Annotated in this window: 22 protein-coding genes and 5 pseudogenes; 20 read left to right on the top strand and 7 right to left on the bottom strand. The window is 63.9% G+C overall.

Going from position 1 to position 22,658, the window contains the following annotated elements; all coding sequences use genetic code 11:
• Window positions 1–46: 46 nt before the first annotated feature.
• The 12 genes and pseudogenes from ABLE92_RS16535 (at window position 47) to ABLE92_RS16480 (ending at window position 8,284) form a co-directional block, all read left to right on the top strand.
• Window positions 47–1,249, top strand: a complete 1,203-nt coding sequence (locus tag ABLE92_RS16535) for a T6SS phospholipase effector Tle1-like catalytic domain-containing protein (protein ID WP_348805830.1) — start codon at window positions 47–49, stop codon at window positions 1,247–1,249.
• 117 nt (window positions 1,250–1,366) lie between these two features.
• The gene (locus tag ABLE92_RS16530; RefSeq protein WP_348805829.1) at window positions 1,367–2,065 is read left to right on the top strand and encodes an LGFP repeat-containing protein; all 699 of its coding nucleotides are present in this window, start codon (window positions 1,367–1,369) and stop codon (window positions 2,063–2,065) included.
• 293 nt (window positions 2,066–2,358) lie between these two features.
• Window positions 2,359–2,598, top strand: a complete 240-nt coding sequence (locus ABLE92_RS16525; RefSeq protein WP_348805828.1) for a type II toxin-antitoxin system Phd/YefM family antitoxin — start codon at window positions 2,359–2,361, stop codon at window positions 2,596–2,598.
• A gap of 26 nt (window positions 2,599–2,624) precedes the next feature.
• Window positions 2,625–3,026, top strand: coding sequence for a type II toxin-antitoxin system VapC family toxin (locus ABLE92_RS16520; protein ID WP_348805827.1), 402 nt, complete (start codon window positions 2,625–2,627; stop codon window positions 3,024–3,026).
• 391 nt (window positions 3,027–3,417) lie between these two features.
• Window positions 3,418–3,651, top strand: a complete 234-nt coding sequence (locus tag ABLE92_RS16515) for a hypothetical protein (RefSeq protein WP_348805826.1) — start codon at window positions 3,418–3,420, stop codon at window positions 3,649–3,651.
• Window positions 3,641–3,952 (top strand): type II toxin-antitoxin system PemK/MazF family toxin, encoded by a 312-nt coding sequence (locus ABLE92_RS16510; protein ID WP_348805825.1) that lies wholly within the window; start codon window positions 3,641–3,643, stop codon window positions 3,950–3,952. The genes ABLE92_RS16515 and ABLE92_RS16510 overlap by 11 nt, the downstream gene beginning before the upstream one ends.
• A 136-nt stretch (window positions 3,953–4,088) precedes the next feature.
• The gene (locus ABLE92_RS16505) at window positions 4,089–4,298 is read left to right on the top strand and encodes an antitoxin MazE-like protein (protein WP_164309804.1); all 210 of its coding nucleotides are present in this window, start codon (window positions 4,089–4,091) and stop codon (window positions 4,296–4,298) included.
• The gene (locus tag ABLE92_RS16500) at window positions 4,295–4,627 is read left to right on the top strand and encodes a type II toxin-antitoxin system PemK/MazF family toxin (protein WP_348805824.1); all 333 of its coding nucleotides are present in this window, start codon (window positions 4,295–4,297) and stop codon (window positions 4,625–4,627) included. Before ABLE92_RS16505 ends, ABLE92_RS16500 begins: the two co-directional genes overlap by 4 nt.
• 219 nt (window positions 4,628–4,846) lie before the next feature.
• Complete coding sequence (locus ABLE92_RS16495; protein WP_348805823.1) at window positions 4,847–5,212, top strand: ArsR/SmtB family transcription factor; 366 nt, start codon at window positions 4,847–4,849, stop codon at window positions 5,210–5,212.
• Window positions 5,213–5,217: 5 nt separating this feature from the next.
• Entirely contained in the window at window positions 5,218–6,333 is a 1,116-nt protein-coding gene (gene arsB, locus ABLE92_RS16490; protein ID WP_425476243.1) for an ACR3 family arsenite efflux transporter, read from the top strand.
• A pseudogene (locus ABLE92_RS16485) lies at window positions 6,330–6,748 on the top strand (arsenate-mycothiol transferase ArsC). The gene arsB and the pseudogene ABLE92_RS16485 overlap by 4 nt, the downstream one beginning before the upstream one ends.
• A 252-nt stretch (window positions 6,749–7,000) precedes the next feature.
• Complete coding sequence (locus ABLE92_RS16480) at window positions 7,001–8,284, top strand: APC family permease (protein WP_348805822.1); 1,284 nt, start codon at window positions 7,001–7,003, stop codon at window positions 8,282–8,284.
• Window positions 8,285–8,609: 325 nt separating this feature from the next.
• On the opposite strand, the pseudogene ABLE92_RS16470 reads toward ABLE92_RS16480, so the two are convergent.
• The 3 genes and pseudogenes from ABLE92_RS16470 to ABLE92_RS16460 all read right to left on the bottom strand — a co-directional run bounded on the left by ABLE92_RS16470 (window position 8,610) and on the right by ABLE92_RS16460 (window position 11,429).
• A pseudogene (locus ABLE92_RS16470) lies at window positions 8,610–10,048 on the bottom strand (hypothetical protein).
• A gap of 85 nt (window positions 10,049–10,133) precedes the next feature.
• Window positions 10,134–10,463: a helix-turn-helix domain-containing protein gene (locus ABLE92_RS16465; protein ID WP_348805821.1), complete on the bottom strand. Its 330-nt coding sequence runs from the start codon at window positions 10,461–10,463 to the stop codon at window positions 10,134–10,136.
• A 3-nt stretch (window positions 10,464–10,466) separates the two neighbouring features.
• On the bottom strand, window positions 10,467–11,429 hold the full coding sequence (locus ABLE92_RS16460; RefSeq protein ID WP_348805820.1) for a tyrosine-type recombinase/integrase: 963 nt from the start codon (window positions 11,427–11,429) through the stop codon (window positions 10,467–10,469).
• A gap of 904 nt (window positions 11,430–12,333) precedes the next feature.
• On the opposite strand from ABLE92_RS16460, the pseudogene ABLE92_RS16455 reads away from it, so the two are divergent.
• Window positions 12,334–12,601: pseudogene (locus ABLE92_RS16455) on the top strand (low molecular weight phosphatase family protein); the annotation flags it as partial.
• Window positions 12,602–12,626: 25 nt separating this feature from the next.
• On the opposite strand, the gene ABLE92_RS16450 reads toward ABLE92_RS16455, so the two are convergent.
• On the bottom strand, window positions 12,627–13,271 hold the full coding sequence (locus ABLE92_RS16450) for a TetR/AcrR family transcriptional regulator (protein WP_030175337.1): 645 nt from the start codon (window positions 13,269–13,271) through the stop codon (window positions 12,627–12,629).
• Window positions 13,272–13,405: 134 nt separating this feature from the next.
• Here ABLE92_RS16450 and ABLE92_RS16445 point away from each other — a divergent pair, with 134 nt between their 5' ends.
• From ABLE92_RS16445 to ABLE92_RS16425, 5 genes and pseudogenes are all read left to right on the top strand, one after another.
• A complete protein-coding gene (locus ABLE92_RS16445) occupies window positions 13,406–15,007 on the top strand; it encodes an MFS transporter (RefSeq protein ID WP_009678398.1) in 1,602 nt (533 codons plus the stop codon).
• Window positions 15,004–15,525: a PaaI family thioesterase gene (locus tag ABLE92_RS16440; RefSeq protein ID WP_008382209.1), complete on the top strand. Its 522-nt coding sequence runs from the start codon at window positions 15,004–15,006 to the stop codon at window positions 15,523–15,525. The genes ABLE92_RS16445 and ABLE92_RS16440 overlap by 4 nt, the downstream gene beginning before the upstream one ends.
• A 104-nt stretch (window positions 15,526–15,629) precedes the next feature.
• The gene (locus tag ABLE92_RS16435; RefSeq protein WP_008382210.1) at window positions 15,630–17,114 is read left to right on the top strand and encodes an adenylate/guanylate cyclase domain-containing protein; all 1,485 of its coding nucleotides are present in this window, start codon (window positions 15,630–15,632) and stop codon (window positions 17,112–17,114) included.
• Between the two features lie 65 nt (window positions 17,115–17,179).
• The gene (locus tag ABLE92_RS16430) at window positions 17,180–17,578 is read left to right on the top strand and encodes a DUF6461 domain-containing protein (RefSeq protein ID WP_008382211.1); all 399 of its coding nucleotides are present in this window, start codon (window positions 17,180–17,182) and stop codon (window positions 17,576–17,578) included.
• Window positions 17,557–17,754, top strand: a pseudogene (locus ABLE92_RS16425) (DUF6461 domain-containing protein); the annotation flags it as partial. The gene ABLE92_RS16430 and the pseudogene ABLE92_RS16425, both read left to right, overlap by 22 nt.
• Window positions 17,755–17,818: 64 nt before the next feature.
• Here the strand turns inward: ABLE92_RS16425 and ABLE92_RS16420 are convergent.
• The 3 genes from ABLE92_RS16420 to ABLE92_RS16410 form a co-directional block, all read right to left on the bottom strand.
• Window positions 17,819–19,429 (bottom strand): AMP-binding protein, encoded by a 1,611-nt coding sequence (locus tag ABLE92_RS16420; RefSeq protein ID WP_008382214.1) that lies wholly within the window; start codon window positions 19,427–19,429, stop codon window positions 17,819–17,821.
• Between the two features lie 195 nt (window positions 19,430–19,624).
• Window positions 19,625–20,284, bottom strand: a complete 660-nt coding sequence (locus tag ABLE92_RS16415) for a DoxX family protein (protein WP_008382215.1) — start codon at window positions 20,282–20,284, stop codon at window positions 19,625–19,627.
• 1,194 nt (window positions 20,285–21,478) lie between these two features.
• Window positions 21,479–21,658, bottom strand: coding sequence for a hypothetical protein (locus ABLE92_RS16410; RefSeq protein ID WP_197038146.1), 180 nt, complete (start codon window positions 21,656–21,658; stop codon window positions 21,479–21,481).
• On the opposite strand from ABLE92_RS16410, the gene ABLE92_RS16405 reads away from it, so the two are divergent.
• Window positions 21,626–22,036 (top strand): PaaI family thioesterase, encoded by a 411-nt coding sequence (locus ABLE92_RS16405; protein ID WP_008382404.1) that lies wholly within the window; start codon window positions 21,626–21,628, stop codon window positions 22,034–22,036. The two genes, ABLE92_RS16410 and ABLE92_RS16405, sit on opposite strands and share 33 nt — an antisense overlap.
• Before the next feature lie 175 nt (window positions 22,037–22,211).
• Window positions 22,212–22,638 (top strand): annotated as a pseudogene (locus tag ABLE92_RS16400) (IS3 family transposase); the annotation flags it as partial.
• Between the last annotated feature and the right edge of the window lie 20 nt (window positions 22,639–22,658).

Genomic DNA, 22,658 nt, shown 5'->3' with positions numbered 1-22,658 from the left:
GTCACCTTCCGCTGAATTGTGGCTCCCGACACCGTAGGTTTGTGCCATGACCAAGAACCTCGTCGTGTGCTGCGACGGGACATGGAAAAGTGCCGACGACCAGTTCGTCTCCAATGTGGAGAAGATCGCGCGTTCGGTCGCGTCCTCGGGTGCCGACGGTGAACCGCAGATCGTTCACTACTCGCGTGGCGTGGGTTCGGGAGGAAGTCGTGTCGAACGGCTCTTGGGTGGTGCATTCGGCATCGGTCTCGACGCGGCGATCACCGACTGCTATCGGTTCCTGGCCCTGAATTACGCGCCGGGGGACCGGGTGTTCGTCTTCGGGTTCAGTCGCGGCGCCTACACCGCGCGCAGCCTGTGCGGCATGATCGCGCGGGTCGGCCTCCTCACCCCGATGGGGGTGGCGCAGGGGAAGCTGCCCACGGCGATGACGCTGTACCGAAACCGGCCGTACAGCGCCGATCCCGCCGAGCCGACCCCGGTGGAGCCCGAGTACGACCGGGCGGTCGCCGACCTCGGCACCTACTGTCATCCGGCGGCGGAGGTGACCATCGACTTCCTGGGGCTCTTCGATACCGTTGGTGCGCTGGGGGTTCCCGGAATCGCGCGACGAAAGTACAAGTTCCACGATGTGACTCTGTCGGACACGGTGACGTGCGCTCGCCAGGCCCTCGCCATCGCCGAACGCCGGCGGATCTTCGCCCCCTGCCTGTGGGGCGGGCACCACCTCGACATCGCCCAGGTCTGGTTCGACGGCGTGCACTCCGACGTCGGCGGTGGGTATCAGGACTGCTTCTACTCCGATCAATCGCTGTTGTGGATGGTGCGCGAGGCAATGGGAACCGGGCGCTACGGAATCCGGCACGGTCTGAGCTTTGACTGGGACCGGTTGTCCACCAACAAGTGTCAGGCAGCGGACGCGATCGAGCAGCACAACTCGCTGACATTCGCGTATCGAATCTCCAACGTGTTCAGCGTGATCGGTGGTGCGCTCCGACGCAAATCCGCGCCGTTCGTGCCGCGGTTCGCCCGTGGGTGGCGAACCTTCGCTCCGACGGTGGAGATTCCGGGCAGCGGCCTCTCGCGTGCCTACGATGTGCGGGTCGAGAGTTCTGCCGTGGTTCGGGCGGTCAATCCCAACATGCGTTCGTGGTTCGACGAAGTTCGACGTCTCGGCGGTGACCCCGACACCCTCGCGGTGGCGGTGCCGTCATGGTCGCAGGCATCGGGCCCGGGTGCAGATGCGTGACCGCGACAGCGGTCCCGCTCTCGAACTCCGTTCCTGCCGTTGTGCCTATAGAGTCGGTCGGGATGTCCGGTTCGCGTGTCCTGAACGGGCCGGTGTTCGACGTTTCGAGAGGACTACATGAGTCAGCCCGCAACCCGCCGCACGACAGTTGTCGCCGGACTGTGTGCCGTCACGCTGATCGCTTCTGCGTGCGGTGGCAACGATGCGAATGACGCCGCGTCGCAAACATCGTCGGTCGCCTCGTCGGTGTCAGGGTCGATGACATCGTCGACGGGGTCAACGACGACGTCGATGTCAGCGTCCGGTGAGGAGACGAGCACTTCGTCTGTCACGGGGTCGTCGACGTCGGCCGCCTCGGGTCAGGTGACGATCATGGGGGAGCGTGACGTCGAGGTCACCTTGACCGGCCCGATCGCTGCCAAGTACTCCTCGGCGACCGCCGCGCAGAAGACGGCCCTCGGCAAGCCGCTGACCGGCGACCACAATGCCGGAACCCGCGACAGCGGCGTCGTGTTCCAACAGTTTCAGGGCGGCGTGATCATCGCGAAGAACGACGACGCCGGGACGCCCGCGTACATCGTCACCTCCGGCAAGATCCGGGACGCGTGGAACACCGAGCGTGCTCCGGACGGCACGCCGTCGCTGAGCGGTCAGAACGGTTCGGCCGGACCTCTGGGAGTTCCCACCAGCGACCTCACCACCGAGGGCGACGTGGAGACGGTGACCTTTGAGCACGGCAAGATCACCGAGAACACCACGACCGGCGTGGTCACCGTGACCGTCGACGGGAAGGTCGTGCCGTCGGGTCTCAGCTGAGATCCGCAAGCTGCGGCATCACATCAATTCCCGAAGGTGACGCCACCGGTCCGGGTTGCGGGGTTGTGCCGATGGCGATCCGGCTCATCGACGCCTGGTAGCTGGATGCGCAGATCAGGCCAAGGGGCGATTCACCGTCGGCTGCCGATGAATGAGACTGCCGACAACGGCCGGCATCAGTGTGAAACCGTTGGGCGGCAGATTAATACGCAGTGGCGTACTGGTAGTCCTGCATATTCGATTGCTGCGTAATTGCTACCGACTCGTGTATCACCGGTGATACACTGGGCGGCATGACCGACGTTGTGAGTGTGCGGGATCTGCGTAACAACGGGGGTGAGGTGTTACGCCGAGTCGAGCGTGGTGAGACGATCGTGGTTACCCGCGATGGCGAGCCGGTGGCCGAACTTCGGTCTTTGCCCAGGAGGAGTGTGAGCGCGGCAGAGTTGATTCGTCGGCGCGTCAATCTTCCGCAGATCGATCCGGACGTCCTGCGATCTGACATCGACAGCGTGTTGGATTCGTCCCTATGACAGGACGGGTTGCGACGACGCGGGGGATGCTGGACACCTCAACCGTGATTCTGCTCGGCAGGCTGACCGATCCTGACGAGCTGCCTGAGGAGTCGGTGATCAGCGCAATCACTCTTGCGGAGCTTTCGGTTGGCCCGCACGTGGCGCGCACCGACCACGAGAGAAGTGCCAGGCAACAGCACGTTCAGCAGGCAGAAGCAGACTTCGAGGTTCTTGCATTCACCGCCGACAGTGCGCGAGCTTTCGGCGGCGTCGCGGCGGCATTGCGCTCGTCGGGGCGAAAGCCCAGTGCGCGAGCATATGACGCACTGATCGCGGCCAGTGCCATCGCGAACGGCATTCCGCTGTACACGTGCAACCCCAACGACTTTGTTGGCATACCCCAACTGGAGCTACGTTCGGTGACACATCCGGACGCTGGAGCCTGAGTGTCACTGGGTCTCAAATAGGGTTTGCGGGAGCCTCGGCGCTCGGTGTCCCGTGGCGATCATTGCCGAGCCGGGCAACGCCTTCGATTTGGTCCACATATCTGACACTCGCTCCCAAGTTGGGTGTCAAGCTCCCGGCTACGCTGTCATCGACAGCCGACGACGTCCGAAACGCTATGGGCGGCAGAGGAGTACCCAACGCTGTACTGGTAACCATCTGATGGAATGGCATGGGTCGGGGTTGTTGGGCTTGAGTTCCGTTGCTGTGCAACACCTTAAGCAGTGGTTTACCGGTAAACCTGCGTCTTCGATTCCTGCACAGTCCTCAGATACTCAAAGCGTTCCAAGCGTCCGCGACGCTTGTCTTACAATTTGTACTACACTTGGAACCGTGGCTGACACCATCACATTTCGACCCGACGAGGACACCTCTCGGGCACTGTCGATCCTGACGGAAGACGGAACGCCGGTATCTGCTGCCGTCCGCGCTGCGCTCATCGACGCGGCAAGACACAAGGCTGCCAAGTCGCTCCGCGAAGAAGCGGAAGCGCTAGCCGAGGACCCGATCGATCGAGCTGAGGCCGCGCAGGTGCTTCGGGACATGGAGGCGTTACGTGCGAGGTGAGGTGTACCGGCTTCGCGCTCCAAAGGATGTCCACGGTCACGAACAGTCGGGCGCCCGCTACGCGGTGGTTGTGCAATCGGACCAGTTGCCGCTTTCGACCTGGCTGGTCGCGCCGACATCAACGTCGGCACGGGCCGCGACATTCAGACCCGAAGTGGAGGTCGCAGGTCGAACAACGCGCGTCCTGGCTGAGCAGGTTGCGGCCGTTGATCCACAGCGACTCGGAGAGAGTGCGGGTTACCTGACCCATGAAGAGTTGCGGCGCGTAGACGCCGCGCTCCGCGTGGTTCTCGAGTTGTAGGCGGGTGCGGGTAAGTCCCTTGGAGTGGTAGGGCTGTGCAGTGGTTTACTGGTAACCCTGCATATTCGATTCCTGCATAACCAATTCGGGGCTGCGCACCCTGGCCAGGCCGGAGTGTTACATGTAACGTGTGGGCATGGCAGTGAGGGACAGGGTTGGCGAGTACCGGCGCCGGATGCGTGAGCGAGGTTTGCGACCGTTGCAGGTCTGGGTTCCTGACGTACGAACGCCAGAGTTTGCCGCGCAAGCCCACAAGCAATCGGTTCTCGTGGCAGAGGCCGACGCCGATGGGGATGAGCAGGATTTCGTCGAGGCTGTCGCCGCGCCTTGGGACGACGAGGCGTGATTCGCGGCGAAATCTGGACCGTCGCGGGTGGTGTGTATACATCCAAACCGCGGCCGGCCGTCATCGTGCAGGATGACCTGTTCGATTCAACTCTTTCGGTGGTAGTTGCGCCGATGACGAGCCAGCTCATCGATGCGCCCCTGTTGCGGATTCGTATCCCGGGTGATCCCGATTCGATCTCGGGCCTCGAGCGGGACAGTGACGTGATGGTTGACAAGCTAACCGCGGTACGACGGTCGAATGTTCAGACGCGCGTCGGCCGTCTGACATCCGAACAGCTCATTGAAGTCGAACGCTCGTTGATGGCGTTTCTGGGACTTGCGCGATGACGTCATGCGTAGTGGCGTACAGCGTGGGTTGGGGTGGTGGTGGGGCGCTTACTTGAGTTCCTTTGCCGCGCAACGTAACACGTAGTGCTTTACTGGATACCGTCAATATCGAGTTGATCATATTCCCGTGCAAGAGCTTTGGTGGGCATGCAGCGATCCTCCGCTGGTGAGGGGTGGACTAGCTTGCGTCACTGATTAGATCAGTGTCAATATTGATGTGTGTCGAAACAGCATCTGCTGGCGGTAGGCGCCGGCCAAGGTCTGAGTACCGACGATGCCGCGAGGTGGGCGGCGGCTCTGAAGGCGCTCGCGGATCCGGTTCGATTGCGGTTGGTCTCCGAAGTGGCCACGCATCCCGGCGGTGAGGCGTGTGTGTGCGACATTTCCGGCTCGTTTGCGGTGTCCCAGCCGACCATCTCGCACCATTTGAAGGTTCTGCGCGAAGCTGGTGTGGTCACTAGTGAGCGGCGTGCCACGTGGGTGTACTACCGGGTCAACACGGGTGTGCTGAGTCAGTTGTCGGAGTTGTTGGGTGTCCTTGCAGCGGTGGTGGGGGAGTCGAAGTCGTGCGAGGCTCTGGAGTGAGCGGCATGAATAGCGGTGTTGCCGGCCGACTTTCCGTTCTCGACAGGTTCCTGCCTGTGTGGATTTCTGCGGCGATGGTAGCCGGTTTGCTACTCGGTCGTGTGGTGCCCGGCCTCGGTGACAGCCTCGCGGGGGTGGAGATCGACGGTAACTCGCTGCCGATCGCTCTCGGGCTGTTGATCATGATGTATCCGGTGCTGGCCAAAGTCCGCTATGACCGGCTCGACTCGGTGACCGGCGACCGTCGGATGCTGGTCGGGTCACTCGTATTGAACTGGGTCGTCGGGCCAGCGCTGATGTTCGCGTTGGCGTGGTTGCTGTTGCCGGACCTTCCGGAGTACCGGACTGGGCTGATAATCGTTGGGTTGGCGCGTTGCATCGCGATGGTGATCATCTGGAACGACCTGGCGTGTGGCGATCGCGAGGCCGCGGCGGTGCTGGTGGCGTTGAACTCGATCTTCCAGGTGGCCATGTTCGCTGTGCTCGGCTGGTTCTATCTTTCTGCCCTGCCGGGCTGGCTCGGGCTCGAACGAACCACTATCGATACCTCTCCGTGGCAGATCGCCAAGTCGGTGCTGATCTTCCTAGGCATCCCGGTGTTGGCGGGCTATTTGACCCGACGTCTGGGCGAGCGCGCCAAGGGCCGCGACTGGTACGAGAACACACTGCTACCGCGATTGGGGCCATGGGCGCTCTACGGGCTGCTGTTCACGATCGTGATCCTCTTCGCTCTTCAGGGCGATCAGATCACCTCCCACCCATGGGATGTCGTGCGCATCGCGATCCCGCTCCTGATCTACTTCGCCATCATGTGGGGCGGCGGCTTCGCTCTCGGCGCCGTGATGGGACTGGGGTACGCGCGCACCACGACACTGGCGTTCACCGCGGCCGGCAACAACTTCGAACTTGCCATCGCCGTAGCCATCGCGACCTACGGCGCGGCATCAGGACAAGCTCTGGCCGGGGTGATCGGCCCGCTCATCGAGGTACCGGTGCTGGTGGGCCTGGTGTATGTGTCACTGGCACTTCGCCAACACTTCACCGACGCAGTGTCGAAATCCAAGGAATCGAAGGAGTCGAATCCGAGATGTCTGAAATTCCCGCTGGCTGATCGACGATGACGAGCAACCGGTGGTCAGTTCTGTTCGTGTGCGTCAGCAACCGGGGCAAATCGGTGATGGCCGAAGGTCTCGCCCGCGCTTTCGCCGCGGACATGCTCGACCCGTCGTCGGCGGGGACCGAGGCGAAGCTCGGCGCCGCGCCGAATGCTCAGTCCGTGCAGGTGCTGGGCGAGGTGGATGTCGACGTCAGCGATCACCGACCCGCCAGTTAACCGACGAGATGATGCGCGCTGCCGACCTCGTCGTCGTGGTCGGCACGTCAGCACAGGTGAGCACACCGGAGGGGGTTGCCCTCGAGGTGTGGGACACCGACGAACCGTCGCTGCGTGGCATCGACGGGCTCGACCGGATGCGGCTGATCCGCGACGACATCACCACCCGCATTCGCGATCTCGTCGAACGCAGCGGGCAGTAGAGGACGGCATTCTCGGCGTCCTATCTGATCAGCAACACGCCGACCGTGGATCTTCGTGCGCGGACGCCCTACACAACACACAGAATCCTGCGGTTCAGTTTCAGTGGTGTTGACTTCCAACAGCTTTGGGCTCGTGTCGAAGGTGTCGGAGTCGGCCAGCGCCGTTCGAGTACCAGATTGAATCGGTAGCGGCCATCGATACTGCCTATCGTTACTGATCGTCGACGGGATCGCACAAGGGCGGGGAGGGCAATGAATACGCAGTCACGGGACGATCGACCGCAGTTGCAGCGTCGCCTGGGGGTGTTCGACGCAGTGGTGATCGGTTTGGGATCGATGGTCGGGGCGGGCATCTTCGCTGCGCTGGGACCGGCTGCGGCAGCGGCGGGTTCCGGGTTGTTGGTGGGGCTGATGGTGGCCGCGGTCGTGGCATATTGCAACGCGACGTCCTCGGCACGGCTCGCCGCCCGGTATCCGCAATCCGGCGGCACCTACGTCTACGGGCGCGAGCGGTTGGGTGACTTCTGGGGCTATCTGGCTGGATGGGCGTTCGTGGTCGGCAAGACCGCATCGTGTGCGGCGATGGCGTTGACCGTCGGGGTCTATGTGTGTCCCGCCTATGCCCATGCGGTCGCGGTCGCGGCCGTGGTCGCCTTGACCGCGGTGAACTATTGCGGCGTGCAGAAGTCGGCGCTGCTGACACGGGTGATCGTCTCGGTCGTTCTGGTGGTACTTGCGCTGGTGGTGGTCGTCAGCCTGACCTCGGGGCAGGCGGTCGTGGGCCGATTGGACATCGGTTCCGACATCACCGTGGGTGGGGTGTTGCAGGCAGCGGGGTTGTTGTTCTTCGCCTTCGCCGGGTACGCCCGGATCGCCACGTTGGGCGAGGAGGTCCGAGAGCCGGCCCGCACTATTCCTCGGGCAATCCCGTTGGCCCTGGGGATAACCTTGGTCGTCTATGCGGCGGTGGCGGTAGCGGTGTTGTCGGTGCTGGGCGCCGACCGGTTGAGCTCCTCGACCGCGCCGCTGACCGACGCGGTCCGCAGTGCCGGGGTGGCGTGGATGGTCCCCGTCGTGCAGGTAGGCGCCGCGGTCGCGGCTTTAGGATCACTGCTGGCTCTGGTATTGGGGGTTTCCCGCACCACGTTGGCGATGGCCCGCGACCACCACCTACCGCACATGCTGGCTGCAGTTCACCCGCGATTCGAGGTGCCCCATCGCGCCGAGTTGGCGGTGGCGGCGGTCGTCATCGTGGTCGCGGCAACGGTCGACGTTCGCGGCGCGATCGGCTTCTCCTCTTTCGGGGTGCTGATCTACTACGCGATAGCCAACGCCGCCGCCTGGACCCTGACCCGAGATGAGGCCCGCCCCCCACGGTGGGTACCGGTGATCGGTGTCACGGGCTGCGCGATCCTCGCGGCGGCTTTACCGCTGGTCTCGGTCATCATTGGTGCCGTCGTCATCGCAGCAGGTGCGGTGTTCTACTGGCTTCGGAGAACCCCTGACAGCCGAACCTCACCCCCCTCGACGAGTTGACTGGCGCAGCGTTCTTTCTTCACTACGAAGGACCCTCTCGGGCCAACTCCGCAAACGCTTCACGATCTTCGGCCAGTGTCTGCTCGCCCGCCTTCGTTGCACCGTAGACCTGCCGTGTACGACCGTCCACGACCCGTGATGAATATGTGGAGTCGCACAGCGCCGCGCTGAAACTCCCGCACCGTCCACCCCCCTTGCAGTGACGAATCCGATATCGGCATTGCACCTTACCGACAGAAGTCACCCGTCCCAGGCAGCTGTTCCAGCCGCCGCGCACCTTGGGATCGCGAAGCTTGAGCCAAGACTGGACGCTGCTGTGGCGCTCTCAGTTGAGAGTGGCGATGGTGGTGGCAATTGAATGGGCGTAGCGGGCGTAGGTGGCTGCGGCCAGTGCTGCATGGCGCGCGGTCACCTGATGGCTGTAGCCGAGCATGTCAGCGACGATGGGCGCTGGGGCGAGCGCGACGAGGTTGTCCAGGGCGCTGTTTCGGCTGCCGCGCACGTTGATCCCGAGGCGGCGAAGGGTGTGCATGACGGTCTGCGGATGCAGGTGGCGGCCGGGTCGGTATCCGGGGAACAGATACATGGTGTCGGCGCCGGCGGTCTGCAGGTTGGGGCGATGTTCGAGGAGTTCGTAGATCAACACGGCGAATGGCGCCGGAACGGGTGTGGGATCGGTGCCGAGGCGAATCCGCAGCTCGGTGGGGGTCAGTTCCAGGTCGCCGATCTGTAGGGTGACGATTCGGCCGATCGGTTGGGCGTAAAGGAGCATCAGGAGGCCGGCTACACGTTGGTGCAGGCTGGTGACATCTCCACGCATCAGCGTCTGAATCCATTGCAGGCGTTGGTCATCGGTCAACGAGGGCGTGGTCTTGGCGTAGCGGTGCTCGATCGTGACGGTGGTGTTGATCTGCATAGCGCGGCACCACACGAAGAAGGTTCGTATGAGGTGTCTGGTGGTCGGCCCGGAGTGCAGGTACTGGTCGATGTCGTGCTGGGTGGCCGTTTCCGCTGTGCGGTCGTGGGTGTGGTGGAGCCAGTTGAGGAACTTGATGACCTCGGTGATCTCCTGTTTCGCGTTGCGGACCGCGCCCTCGCTGGATTGCCCGGGTGTGGAGTTGGCGCGGATGCGTCGCAGGTGATGCCAGGTGGCGAAGCGGTGGGTGATCGCCCACGTTTCCGGGGTATCGGCCGCGGCTTCTTTGGCGGCCAGCCACTTTTCGAACAGTGCCAGATAATGGTCACGGCGCTCCAGCAGGCCGTGCTGCTCGAGGATGGAGCGGAGGTGCTCGACTGTCTTGGAGGGATCTAGGGCGTCGAGCGCGTCATGACTGCACGGAACGGAATCGACCCCGTCATCAACCCGGTCAGCAGTGCGCGGACGTCTTCGCTGCGCATCCAAGTCATGATGCTCTCGGGTCGTTGCGCGGTGGTGAGGGCATCGATCAACGTGCTGCGTCGTTGCTTGCGGGTGTCGCTGCGGGGTGGGGGAGCAAGCTGTTCGAGGTTCTCGCGCAGCGCACACCGGGCGCAGCGGCCGCGGCGATAGATTTCGCCTTCGTGCGTACATGTGAGACATCGGTAGCCTGAGGGGTTGATCCCACCGCATTCGAGGCAGCAGGGGCGAGGATCATCGGCTCGTGCCCGGGCGGGCAGCACACCGTCGTGGCCGCAGATCGGGCAGATTCCGAAGGTACGCATCGCGACGTAGAAGCAGCTGTTGCACAGCCGTTCGCCGGGCCAATGCACGCGCGGCTTACCCATCACACGTCCGCAGCGATCGCAGAGGTAGTCGCCCGTGGTCCGCGTGGGGCGGCCCCGGCGTCGCCGCACGCCGACAGGGTCTTGCTCAGTCATCACGGATCACCCGCGCTCGTTTCGGCCGTCCGGTGCGGCTGAGGTCGACAACGTTGTCGGTGGCGGTCTTGCGGCGTCGGGCATCGGTGGCCGTCACCGTCACCAGATCGGCGGGGGTACAGGCGAACACGTCGCATATCGCCGCCATGACCTGGAGCGATACCCTTTCGGGCTGGCCGGCCACCAAGCGGTAGATCTGTGACGCCGACAGGTCGATACCGCGCTCACGCAGTAACGGCACCAGGTCGGTGCTGTTGTGCAGACCTGCTGCTGCCATCAATTCCGCGAGCCGCCATCGGTAGTCGACTGTGCGTGCTGCCATCAGTTAGTCACCTTTCTCTCCGTGATCGCCGGTGTTCATCGCCTCCCGCATGGTCGAGTCCAGTGCGCCCCGCAGCGTCTGTTGGCGGAAGTCGGTCGTGGTGCAGTCGTAGATGCCCGTTGTCGAGGCGAACTCATGGCCCAGCTGATCCTGCACGAATTTGGGGTCGATCCCCGCCTCGATCAGGTGCGTCGTATATGACCGGCGGAACGAGTGCATGTCCACACCCGGTGCCAGCCCGAGTTCCTCGCAGTATCGGGAAAATCGTTGTCGCACACAGTTAACCGATACCATCGTGCCTCGCTCGCTGGTGAACAGGTCCAGCCGTCCCTCGTCGCCACCCAACTGGGCGGCCGCTACCCAGTCCTCGACGACCTCGGGTGACCAGTCGAATACAGTGAGCACCGATCGTGGCTTCGGGGGAGAACCGCGATGGGGCTTGCCGTATCGGACGCGGAGCACGCCGTACTTCCCGAACTCCGGGGCCTTCGGATTCCGATAGAAGTCGGTGGTCTGCAGATGCCTGACTTCATTGCCGCGCAGACCCCAGCCGTAGGCCACCTTGAACCACGTCGCATCCCGGTACGCCGCGAACCATCCTTTGCGGCCGCTCGCCGCGATCCTGTCCACTTCACCATCGGCGTGATCGAAAAACCGTTGCAGCTCAACACGACTGAACGCGCGCTTGGTCGGATTGGACTCGCACTCTTGGGCGTGACGGGCCGAATTCCACTCATGGAACACCTGTACGGGAGGGGAGCCGAACAACTCCTGACACAACGCTGTCCACCCATACTCCGATGACGACACGTAGTCGCAGAACAGGCGCAGCGACGTCTGGTAGCCGCGCACCGACGTCTGACGCAGGTGCCGCACACTACGCAAATCGCCAAAGAACTCATCGACCACCGCCGGCGACCATTGCCACGGATACTCGTTGGCGTAGTCGGCGAAGCGCGAGACCAACCGTTCGCGCTTCTCGATGGTCCCGAACGACAGATTGCGCGATAGTTGCTGATGACGCCAGCCATTGCCTCGAGGTGAGCGGCCTGATCGGTGTCGCCGGCGGCGTGCGCGGTGATAGCCAGGGCCTCGAAGTGGGCTGCTCGGTCGGCGTAGGTGCTTCGACGCTCTGTGGTCATGGCGTGGGCTCCGTTCAAAGAAGGCTTAGGAGAAGGGGAGTGGGTGCCGGTCAGGCTGTGGAGCTCGCTGGCACCCAGCACTCCCTTCCGGGGTTATGACGTTGTAACTGCTCACTGGGTTTCAGCTCTTCATGCCGCTGTGCGGGCGGCTGGCGGACGGTCAATATTGGAACCATCATTATTCGACGAACCCTTCTTCAGTGCCATCCCCATTATCTCGAGTATAGCGTTAAATACATTGTCCTGCAATAGTTTTCACTTTCTATTCTCACCGTCTCGTGTGATTGAGCCAAGGTTAATCGAGGGCTTCACGCCCGCAGTGGATTTTGCGTAAGGAGCACTGAAACAAATGGCTCAATTTTCGGCATTCGCAGCCGAACACGTTGTTATGAAGTGATTTTGGGCGTAAAGAGCCCCGGGCGCCGAACGGGTTCGACCACGGGGTTAGCAAAGAACGCCCGGGGACTGGAGGGTGCGCACCCGGTGAGTGGGCGGGCGCCTTACGGCGAGATCACGTTTTCCGTACCCATAGGGAACGGGGTGTTACTTCCTGCGCCAGGCCCGCAGCGGCACGGCGAGCGCCTTGAGCAAGGCCTCGACGCGGCGTGCAGTGTCTCGCGGTCGCCGAGAACCACGAAATAGACCAGCGAAGAAGACCCACTCCGAGCAGATGAGAGCGATCAGTCCCAGTGCGCAGAACGCAGAGACGTCTCCGAACATCCGATACCGGCGATGCGATCGAGGTCCGCTCCGCCGAAGCGCCCCCGCCGACAGCATCAATTCCGATGCCGCGCAAGCCTCGATGTGGTGATCACCATGGGCTGCGGTGACAGCTGCCCCCATCTTTTCCGGCAAGAGCTACCGGATTGGGTCCTTGACGACCCGGTTGGCCAGGCGCCGAAGCGGTTCGGCCCGATCCGCGACGAGATCAAGAACCGCGTCGAAGCGCTGGTCGCCGAGTTGACGCCCCAGCCCGCCGACTCGGGCGGGTGCTGAAGCAGAGATCAGTGCGGGGTCACGGTCAGCGCGCGTGCGCGGAGCGTGCAGCGAGGAAGTCGTCGACGAGTTGCTGGCGTTCAGCCGGGCCGATCGGTGGGAGTGCGGTGAGTCGGGTGAAGACGATGGGTCCGACGAGTTGGGTCAGGGCGAGATTGGTGTCGAAGCGACCGAGTTCTTGCTGGGCTTCGGGGCTGCCCAGGATCCGGTCGAACGGTTCGCGGTATTGGTTGACCACCCGTGCGCGAAGAGAATTGACTGGGTTCCGGTCCTCTTCGGGATGCGATGCCGTCCCGGCCGTGCCAGGTTGGGCGGACCCGAGGGCGAGCCAACCGAGCATCGTCAGTTGGGCGGGGGCTTCCTCGATGAGCTTGGCCTGACGGTCCAGCAGTTCGATCAACTGTTCACGGATCGTTCCGGACGCCGGCGGCGCGGTGACCGGGGGCAGCAGACGCTCGAACGCCGCGGCCAGGAGCTGGGTGCTGTCAGTGAAGTGCCGGTAGAGAGTGGTCCGCGCGACTTTGGACGCCTTGGTGACCGCGTCGACCGTGACGGCCTCGATGCCGCCGGTCGAGAGCAGGGACGTCGCCGCATCGAGCAGTCGTGCGCGTGAGCGTGCCTTGCGGGGATCGACGAGCCAGTCCTCGTCGTCGGTGTTCTGGTTGATCATCTTTTCGCCCACCTCGTAATTGTGCACTCGTAATTGTGCCCTCGGATCAGTGCAGGCACTATCTCCTCACCCCACATTGTGCTACTCATAGTAGTGAACCGCTACCAACTGTAGCGTTACGTGGAGGTGGGTGCATGACCGCCGAGAATCGAGTGCTGCTGTCGCGGGCGCAGAAGTGGACGTTGGTTGTCTCGTGCCTGTCGGTGGCCCTGGTGGTCGCCTCAATGGCGGCCCTGTACACCGCGCTGCCGAACATTGCGGTAGCCACCGGGGCGACGCAAACACAGCTCACCTGGGTGGTCGACGGGTACACGCTGGTGTTGGCGTGTCTGGTGTTGCCCGCCGGGGCCCTGGGTGACCGCTACGGCCGGCGGGCGGTGCTGATCGTGGGGTTGGCGCTGTTTTCGCTGGCCTCGGTGGTGCCACTGTTGGTATCGACCCCGTGGTGGTTGATCGCGGCGCGGGCCGCGGCCGGGGTGGGTGCGGCGTTCATGATGCCGTCCACGCTGTCGATCCTGACTGCGGGATTCCCCGAGCAGCAGCGGGGACGCGCGGTCGGGATCTGGGCGGGGGTCGCCGGGTCCGGGGGTCTGCTGGGGATTCTCGGGTCGGGGCTGCTGCTCGACTACTGGTCGTGGCAGTCGATCTTCGTCGGCCTGACCGCGGTGGGGGTGTTTCTGCTGTTGTGTGCCTTCACCATTCCTGAATCCCGCCAGGAAAATCCGCCGTTGATGGATGTGATGGGATCGGTCGCGGTGGTGTTCGCGGTCGGACTAGTGGTGCTCGCCATCATCGAAGCCCCAGTACGCGGCTGGTCGGATCCCGTGGTGGTCGCCGGGTTCGGGCTGGGGGTGGTGGCCACAGTGGTGTTCGTAGTGTGGGAGTTGCGGGCGGATCATCCGCTGCTCGATGTGCGGTTCTTCGCCCGTCGGGGCTTCGGGAGCGGATCGTTCTCCATCACCATCCAGTTCCTGGTGACGTTCGGTGTCTTCCTGGTCCTCGTCCAATACCTGCAGTTGATCTTTGGATACAGCCCGTTGGGTTCAGCGCTGGCCTTGGCGCCGATGATGGTGCCGTTGGTGCTCTTGTCGGCGGTCGCACCGTGGATGACGACCCGGCTGGGGTTGCGGTTGATGACGGTGACCGGTCTGCTCGCCATCGCCGCGGGGTTCTACTTCATCAGCCGGCTGGATTTGGACTCCACCTACGTCGACGTGATGTGGCCGACGCTGATCATGAGCACGGGTCTGGGCCTGACCGCGGCGCCGGCGACGGCGGCTATCGTCGCGGACACCGCGGTCGAAAAGCACGGGGTCGCCGCGGCGGTCAACGACGCCACTCGCGAGATCGGCGCGGCGATCGGCATCGCGGTCGCCGGCAGTGTCTTGGCCGCCGGGTACAGCCACAACATCGCCCCGGCGATCGCGCGGCTCCCACCGGAGGCGCGGGGCCCGGTCGCCGACTCACTCGCCGGTGCCCTCGAGGTCGCCGATCGGGCGGGACCGGCCGGCCAGCAACTCGCCGACTTCGCCAAGTCCGCGTTCCTGCACGGCGTCGAGCAGTCCGCGATCGTCCTCGCACTCATCGCGGCGGCGGGTGCCGCGATCCTGCTGGTCTGGGCGCCCGGCCGCGCTTCCCCGGACGCAGGCGCATCGAGGAGCCCGGCTGAACCGGCCCAGCGCAGTCGGATCCCGCGCCCGCCGCTAGCCAGCACCGTCGAGAAGGAACGCCCGTGACCCAGCTACCGCTGCCGCCGCACTCGCCGACCTGCATGGGGTGCGGGCCAGACAATCTCGCCGGCCTGCAACTGGTGGTGTTCCGCTCCGGCGACGAGGTCTACACCGATGTGACGTTCGACGAACGCCACATCGGTGCGCCCGGCCTCGCGCACGGCGGGGCAGTGGCCGCCGCCTGCGACGACCTGTTCGGCTTCGGCCTCTGGATCGCCCGCACCCCGGCAGTGACCCGGAGCCTCACCGTCGACTACCTCGCCCCCGTCCCGCTGCACCGGCCCCTGCGCATCAGCGCCCACGTCCGGGAGATCGACGGCCGCAAACTGCACCTTAAGGCGACCGCCACCGCCGATGACGGCACCGCATTGTTCACCGCCCACGCGGTGTTCATCGCCGTGTCGATCGAGCACTTCGCCCAACATGGCGCCCCCGGCGCCGTCCAGGACCTACTCGACCGCCTCACCTCCGCGCTCGACCATGACGGGCCGGACAGACCGTCACCGCACCCGCCGGACCGCTGACACGACCGAAAGAAGATGCATCGGTAATGCGGCACACCAGTGCCCGTCCTCACCCCGGGCGGCCACACCCACCAGAAGCCCACAATGCGGCCCAGCCAGTTCCGGTGCTGTTACGCACGAAGTGGGGTCTACCACTGCTGACCGTGGGCTCGAGCGTGGGCGGGGCCGTCGTCGTCGCGCTGCTGATCGTTCTGGGCGGCGCACCGCACCGATTCGGTGCCCAGCTCGGAACGCTTCTGCAGATCCTGGCGGTCTATGTGGTCGTGGCTCTGCTCGTCGCAGTTCGCGGCGTCCTCGCCCTGCGTCGACGCAGCCTCGGGTGGCTGGACACCTCCTCTGCGCCGACACCCGACCACGCCCGCCACACCCTGCGATTGCCCACCGAGTCCACCGTCCTCATCGGATCTCTGTGGGCCGGGGGCATCCTCGCGATGTCCGGCTCGGCCTTCGCGCTCCTGCCCGTCTGGGAGGCCCTCGGCGGAACCCTACTCATGACATTGGGCGGACTTGCCACCGTCGGATACAACTACCTCTTCGTCGAACGTGCACTCCGTCCAGTGATGGCCACGATCCTGGCCGTCGACACCCCACACGCGCCACCACGAACGTCAGTCATCTCCCGGCTGATCTTGACCTGGGTGCTGACCTCCGCGCTGCCATTGGCCGCGGCCATCGCGCTCCTGCACTATCCCGATGCGGCACCGCCCGACCGCATCCGCGCCGCGACCTACCTCGCCGCCCTCGGACTCGTATCCGGGGCCCTCGCGGAAACACTGCTGGCCCGCGCCGTCGCACAACCGATCCACCAGATGCGCGGTGCACTCCGCCGCATCGGGCAGGGCCGGCTCGACGTGCGCGTGCCCGTCGACGACAGCAGCGAAATCGGGGTACTGCAATCCACCGTGAACGACATGGTCCGCGGACTCCAGGAGCAGGACCGACTGCGCGACCTGTTCGGACGGCACGTCGGAAGAGACGTCGCGCAACGCGCACTCGACCGAGGAGCCGACCTGACCGGCGAAATCCGGGAGATAACAGCACTGTTCGTCGACGTAACCAACTCGACGGCACTCGCCCACCAGATCTCACCGCAAGAATTCGTCGACAAGCTCAACCGCCTCCTCGCAGAAGTGATCGCGGCAACCGAGAGCCACCACGGGCTGGTCAACAAATTCGAGGGAGACGCCGCACTCTGCATCTTCGGGGCGCCCGTCGCCCGAGCCGATGCCGCTGACTCCGCACTCCACGCCGCACGGCAGATCCGCGACCGCGTCCTGGCCGACGGGGAACTCGACATCGGGATCGGACTCGCCACCGGCCCCGTCTTCGCCGGAAACCTCGGCACCGACCAACGCCTGGAATACACCGTCATAGGCGACGCGGTCAACGAGGCATCACGCCTCACCGACCTCGCCAAACACACGCCGGGACGGATCCTCGCCAGCGACGCCGTCATCAGAGCCGCCAGCGAACCCGAACGCGAATACTGGACACCACACGGCGACTGCTCCCTCAAAGGACGAACCCTGCCGACACAAACCTGGGAAGCATCGCGCCGGCCTACTGCACCGCCCGCGGCTTGGGTTTGACCCGTCTAGCTAGGGTGACTGCCATGAGCGATGTGACATACCGGGACTATGCGTAGACCAAGAAGGTGCCGGAGCTGAACAACGCATTCTGTGTGACGGTCATCAGCAACGCGACGCTGCCTGAGCGGATCGACGCTCTGCCTACGGTCAGCCAACCCGCCCAGTGCGACCTCGCAACGCTCCTGTTGCGCTCGTTGGAGTCGTGGGAGGAGATCGGTTCAGACAATCTCCTGGCCGGTCTCGTCCAGCACTGCGACTGGACAATTATGTACGAAAGCAACGGCTATATCGGGGCGACTCCGGAACTGATGCAACCACTTTCGGCAGGCCGGAAATCGTTGTTCATCACGGCAGCGAGAACTCGTACTTCTTTCGGTAGGTCGACGGCGAGAGCCGAACATGGTTCGACACGCTATTCGCCGCTGAGCGGAACGGCTCGACACCCGATGAGCTCATGCCGCTGATGCGTCAGATCGGCGGGTTCGAACTCGAGCCCGATGGGTCGGCCAAGCGCACTGAGTTTCACTGCCACGAGGCGACGTTCGCTCTCTGCGACACCGTGACCGGTCTGCGCCTGACCCCGCAGCTGTTGCGGGACACCATCTTCACGGTCGTTATAGCTCGGCGGACATTGGTGTGACACGTTCGCGATCAGTTTCTGATGGTGCGGCGACCAGGAGTGCGATTACCTCGCCACCACTCGATCAATCACCCGTGGCTCTACGCAGGTCCTTGCGGAGGATCTTGCCTGCCGCGCTCTTCGGGATGGCGTCGATGAACTCGACCTCGCGGACCTTCTTGTGCGGAGCAACCTGAGAGGCGACGAACTCGATCACCTGCTCACCGGTGAGATCGGAGCCTTCACGCTTGACCACAAACGCCTTCGGGATCTCCTCGCCGGTGTCGGCCTCGATCACGCCGATGACCGCAACGTCCGCGACATCGTCGTGGGTGAGCAGCAACGCCTCGAGTTCGGCGGGCGGCACCTGGTAGCCCTTGTACTTGATGAGTTCTTTGAGCCGGTCGACGATGTAGACGCAGCCGTTCGCATCGACCCGCGCCATGTCGCCGGTGTGCAGGAACCCGTCGTCGTCGATGGTCTCCTTGGTGGCCTTGTCGTTGTTCAGGTAGCCCGCCATGACGTTCGGGCCCGCCACCCACAGCTCACCCGGCTCGCTGAGTCCTTCGGCCGGGATGTCGATCTCGTCGCCGGTGGCCGGATCGACGATCTTGTTGACCGTGTTCGGGATGGGCCAACCGCACGACGACAGCGGCGCCTCCGGGCCGTCGCCGGGTTTGCTGGGCATGGCGTGGCTGACCGGGCTCAGCTCGCTCATGCCGTAGCCCTGGATGACCCGGGTGTTCAGGCGCTTGGCGACAGCATTGCCCAGCACCTCGTCCAGTGGCGCGGCACCCGACATGATGGTGTTGACCGACGACAGGTCGTAGTCGTCGATCAGCGGGTGCTTGGCCAGCGCGACCGCCACGGGCGGCGCGATGAACACATAGCTGCACTTGTAGTTCTGGATGGATTCGAGGAACTGCACCAGATCGAAACGCGGCATCACCACGAGCCTCGCCCGGTTGTACAGCGCGAGGTTGAGCAGCACCGTCATCCCGTAGATGTGGAAGAACGGCAGCACCGCGAGGACCGAGTCGTCGTGGGACATGTTCAGCAGCGGCTGGCTCTGCGCCACGTTGGCGACCAGGTTGCGATGGGTCAACATCACACCCTTGGGGTTGCCGGTGGTGCCCGAGCTGTACGGCAGGACCGCAAGATGGGTGGCCGGGTCGAAGCTGACGTCCGGTGCCGCAAGGCCGGCACCCAGCAGATCGAGCGCGTTCGGGTGAGGGCTCTCGGCCTCTCCGGGCCCGTTCAGCAAGATCACCGCGCTCTCGGGCAGACCGACCTGCGCTGCTGCCGCCTTGGCCTGGTCACCGAGCTGGGTGATCGTGATGAGCATCTTGGCACCCGAGTCGGTGAGCTGCTTGGCGATCTCGGGCGCGGTGAACAGCGCGTTGACGGTGGTTGCAGTGGCGCCCGCACGCAGGATGCCGTGGAACACGAACGCGAACGCCGAGGTGTTCGGCGACAGCAGTGCAACCTTGTCGCCCACCTCGATGCCACGCGCCGCCAGGGCTCCGGCGAAGGCGTTGATCCGGCCGATCAGCTCGCGGTAGGTGGTGCCCTCGGTGGCGCCGGCGTCGATCAGCGCGGTCCGATCCAGGTCCTCCTCGCTGATCGACCCGAACAACGTCTCGTAGATCGAATCCTCGGAGATCTCCACAGGGGGAAAGGGACTCTTGAAACTCATGATTCTTCGGCCTCCGGCATTGTTGACACAACAAGTGCCGATACTGTTTATCGGCGTCTGCGACTTAGGGGCATATCTAACGGGGACTGTTTTCTTATCGGTTCTATTTGGCCAAGAATCGGCGGACGAAGCGGTGAGAATTATGACGATGGGTAATGTTGGCCTCCGGCTTGGCAGCTGCATCGCCAACTTCGCCTACTTCTTACCGGCTCGTTCGCCCAGTTTGGCCTGTTTTTCCGCAGCCGCTTTGCTCAGCGACGCGGTGCGTTCAGTAGCGACCTCGGCGAGCTCGCCGGCGCGTTCTGTGACGACCTCGGCGATGTGCGACGCACGACCGGCCAGGACACCGGCCGTTGTCGCACTGGCGGCGGTCGACGGCAGCACCGCGGTGACCTTGTCACTCGCGATGGCTGCTGCCTTGCGTCCGCGCCATGCCAGCGAAGGCTTCCCTTCGGTGTCGACGGTTGTGATCAGCAGCCCGCCCAAGAGTCCCACGTTCTTGATGAAATGGGCCTGCTGCTCGGCCCGCTCGTCCAGATCGGTCTCGTTCCAGAAACCGTTTCCGGCCAGCGTAGTCGGAATGATGACGCCTGCGAGGGTCAGAGAGGCGAGCCGCGGGAACTTGCCGGTGGCCAGCGCCAGACCACCGATGATGTGAATCGCGCCGTTGATCCGGACCAGCACCTGCGCGTCGGACGGGATCAGATCCGCGGCCTGCAGGGGCAGTTGGGTTTTTGCTTTGTCGACAAACGGCTGGGTGGTTTCGGCTAGCTGTTCCGGGCGGCGGATCGCATTAATCCCGGTGGCGATGAACGCGGTCGCGAGCATGGGACGGGCAATGCGGCGGATGAGCATGAAACGGCCTCCTCAGGACACTGGTTACAGGGACGTGTTCCGCGAATGTCATGCGCGAAACCTTGTCCCAAATAATTAACTTTCGCTGCGCACAGATGGCCAGCTCTGCGTGATAGGTGGCCATCTTGTGGGTAGTGCCCCCGTGCCAAACTGGGCAGTCGGTTAGGCGACTTACTAGTGGCTGCCGGTATTGCCACGAAAATCGGGGGCCAACCGCGGAGTAGCGCCATTGGCGTCAAAGTCACCCTCGTTGATCGCATCAGGACTATGGTATCAGGTACTCGAAACCCTGAGTATCAGATACCTACAGTATCTGGTCCTCCACTCGATTTTGTCAACCATCTAGTGAGGAGGAGTGTCGAGCACTGCAAGTAGTGTCCAGGCTGTCGATGGGCTGGACTCGATTGGGCAGGCCAGTGAGATGGTCGCGCGGCGCGCTGATGGGGGGCTGCTCGGCGGTGTGGTGACGTTCATTGACACGACATCACGATCGGAGACCCATCATCGAGGGGAACAGCGGTGTGCAGCTCACCGAGATCTATGCCCGATCGCCGCTCGCACCATGCTGTTCCAAAACCCGAGGACTACACCAGCGTGCTGCGGGTCCTTGACGCCTGACCATGAACGATTGCAGTGATTTGGCTAGCGGATTGTCCTTCCGAGGATCGACAGCTTCGCCGGTAGACACGCGATGATGAGGTGCTGATTCCTGCCGTCACAGTAAGGGAGAGCGTTGCGGTGCGGGTTCGCTTCGCGACCTCGCTGAATGGGCGGCTCGGCTGGGGACAGAAGACACGGTGAGGGATTGGGCCGGCGTGCCGACGATGAAGAGCCCAACCTCTGACGCGACGCGCGTGGCCGGGCGTCGCCTCTCGCAGTTCGGGGCGACTTCGAGGGCTTTGACGAGACGCGGTCTCAAGCCTCCGGGTCGAGGGCGTACTGCGTCCCGAAGGCGGTACTGCTGACTGCCGCAGCTCGTGGGCAAAGATGTCGGTTGCGAACGCCTGCTGCGATCAGTAACAACTGATGTGCGTGTTTGCTCTCGGTGTGAGATCGACTAACTTGAGTCGAAACGAGTCAAAGTGCTCGGATTCGCCCGTTTGATGACCGTGGCGCGCTCTGGCGGGACGTCAAAAACAAGCTGCGTGTTGATTTTCAGGAGGCATCGTCATCGACAGTCCAACCGATGAGCAGCTAACGGTCCACTGGTGGAACGCATTCCAGAACCGCGGCGACGTAGTCGACGGTGCAGAACTGGAGGCGCACCACCCATGGTGTCTTGGGTGCGGTACCGACAATCCGCACGGATACCGCTTGCAGGCCCGACGGCGTGGAGATGGCGTGGTTGCCGTGCATGTATTCGATGGTAGACATCGCGGCGCCCCCGGAATAGCACACGGTGGCGCCGTGGTCACCGTCCTCGATGACATGGTGGGGATGCTGCTCTACGTCGTGGGCGAGATGGCGGTAACTCGCAAACTCGACACCGAGTTCTTCGCCCCCGTGTTGCTGGGCACCCGGTACGAGGTCAGTGCCGATCTCGTGTCCCGGACGGGCCGCAAACTCAAAGTCCGGGCCGAACTGCGAGAGGCGACAACCGGCCAGCGCGTCGCGTCGGCGGTTGGGCTCTTCATCGTCGTCACGCTGGAGCACTTCACGAGCACGTTGGGTAAGAGTTCTCCGAACCACGTTGTAGAGACGGCTATTCCGCAGCAGGTAAGTGACCACGACGATACGCCGACGACGCACTAATCTCCCGCGTCGCGCGCCGGGCGGCGACCTGTAGCGGAAGGAATGCTGTGAGTACATATGGTCTCTCGATCCTCGGCACCGGATTCCACACGGTGTGGGCTTCAGAGTTCTACTTCCGCTTGGTTTGGGGTCGAGCCCATTAGTGCTGTCCTGCGCTCAGCAGGGGTGCCGGTGGGCCCCGAGTACGTACTACGTGACCAAGGCCCGCGCGCCGTCGGCGCGGACGCGACGTGACGCGGGTGATGGGTCCGGCTCTTGAACAGCTGGGGGAGGACAACTACCGGGTCTACGGTGACCGCAAGCTGTGGACGGCCGCGCGCCGGGCGCGGTCACGCCGTCGGCCGCGACCAGGTCGCCCAGTTGATGCGGCTCGCCGGCATCGAAGGGGTCCGCCGGGGAAAGCAGGTGCGCACCACGAAAGCCGATCCAGATACGCCACGGCATCCGGATCTGGTCAAACGCAACTTCACCGCGACCGCACCCAATCATCTGTGGGTGCCGATCTGACGTACGTGCCGACCTGGTGCGGGGTGGGGTATGTGTGCTTCATTACCGACGTCTACTCCCGGATGATCGTCGGGTGGCGCGTGGCGTCGCATATGTCGTGCCGACACGTTGGCCG

The sequence above is a fragment of the Gordonia oleivorans genome, assembly GCF_040044975.1.
Taxonomy (GTDB): domain Bacteria; phylum Actinomycetota; class Actinomycetes; order Mycobacteriales; family Mycobacteriaceae; genus Gordonia; species Gordonia oleivorans.
Note: the sequence above shows the minus strand (reverse complement) of the source record. Positions and strands in the feature narration are given on the sequence as shown.

Bases quoted from the DNA above. Each gene is read 5' to 3' on its own strand.
- ABLE92_RS16535 (WP_348805830.1), top strand. From the start codon at position 47: ATGACCAAGAACCTCGTCGTGTGCTGCGACGGGACATGGAAAAGTGCC.
- ABLE92_RS16530 (WP_348805829.1), top strand. From the start codon at position 1,367: ATGAGTCAGCCCGCAACCCGCCGCACGACAGTTGTCGCCGGACTGTGT.
- ABLE92_RS16525 (WP_348805828.1), top strand. From the start codon at position 2,359: ATGACCGACGTTGTGAGTGTGCGGGATCTGCGTAACAACGGGGGTGAG.
- ABLE92_RS16520 (WP_348805827.1), top strand. From the start codon at position 2,625: ATGCTGGACACCTCAACCGTGATTCTGCTCGGCAGGCTGACCGATCCT.
- ABLE92_RS16505 (WP_164309804.1), top strand. From the start codon at position 4,089: ATGGCAGTGAGGGACAGGGTTGGCGAGTACCGGCGCCGGATGCGTGAG.
- arsB (WP_425476243.1), top strand. From the start codon at position 5,218: ATGAATAGCGGTGTTGCCGGCCGACTTTCCGTTCTCGACAGGTTCCTG.
- ABLE92_RS16480 (WP_348805822.1), top strand. From the start codon at position 7,001: ATGAATACGCAGTCACGGGACGATCGACCGCAGTTGCAGCGTCGCCTG.
- ABLE92_RS16465 (WP_348805821.1), bottom strand. From the start codon at position 10,463: ATGGCAGCACGCACAGTCGACTACCGATGGCGGCTCGCGGAATTGATG.
- ABLE92_RS16450 (WP_030175337.1), bottom strand. From the start codon at position 13,271: ATGATCAACCAGAACACCGACGACGAGGACTGGCTCGTCGATCCCCGC.
- ABLE92_RS16445 (WP_009678398.1), top strand. From the start codon at position 13,406: ATGACCGCCGAGAATCGAGTGCTGCTGTCGCGGGCGCAGAAGTGGACG.
- ABLE92_RS16420 (WP_008382214.1), bottom strand. From the start codon at position 19,429: ATGAGTTTCAAGAGTCCCTTTCCCCCTGTGGAGATCTCCGAGGATTCG.
- ABLE92_RS16415 (WP_008382215.1), bottom strand. From the start codon at position 20,284: ATGCTCATCCGCCGCATTGCCCGTCCCATGCTCGCGACCGCGTTCATC.
- ABLE92_RS16410 (WP_197038146.1), bottom strand. From the start codon at position 21,658: ATGTCTACCATCGAATACATGCACGGCAACCACGCCATCTCCACGCCG.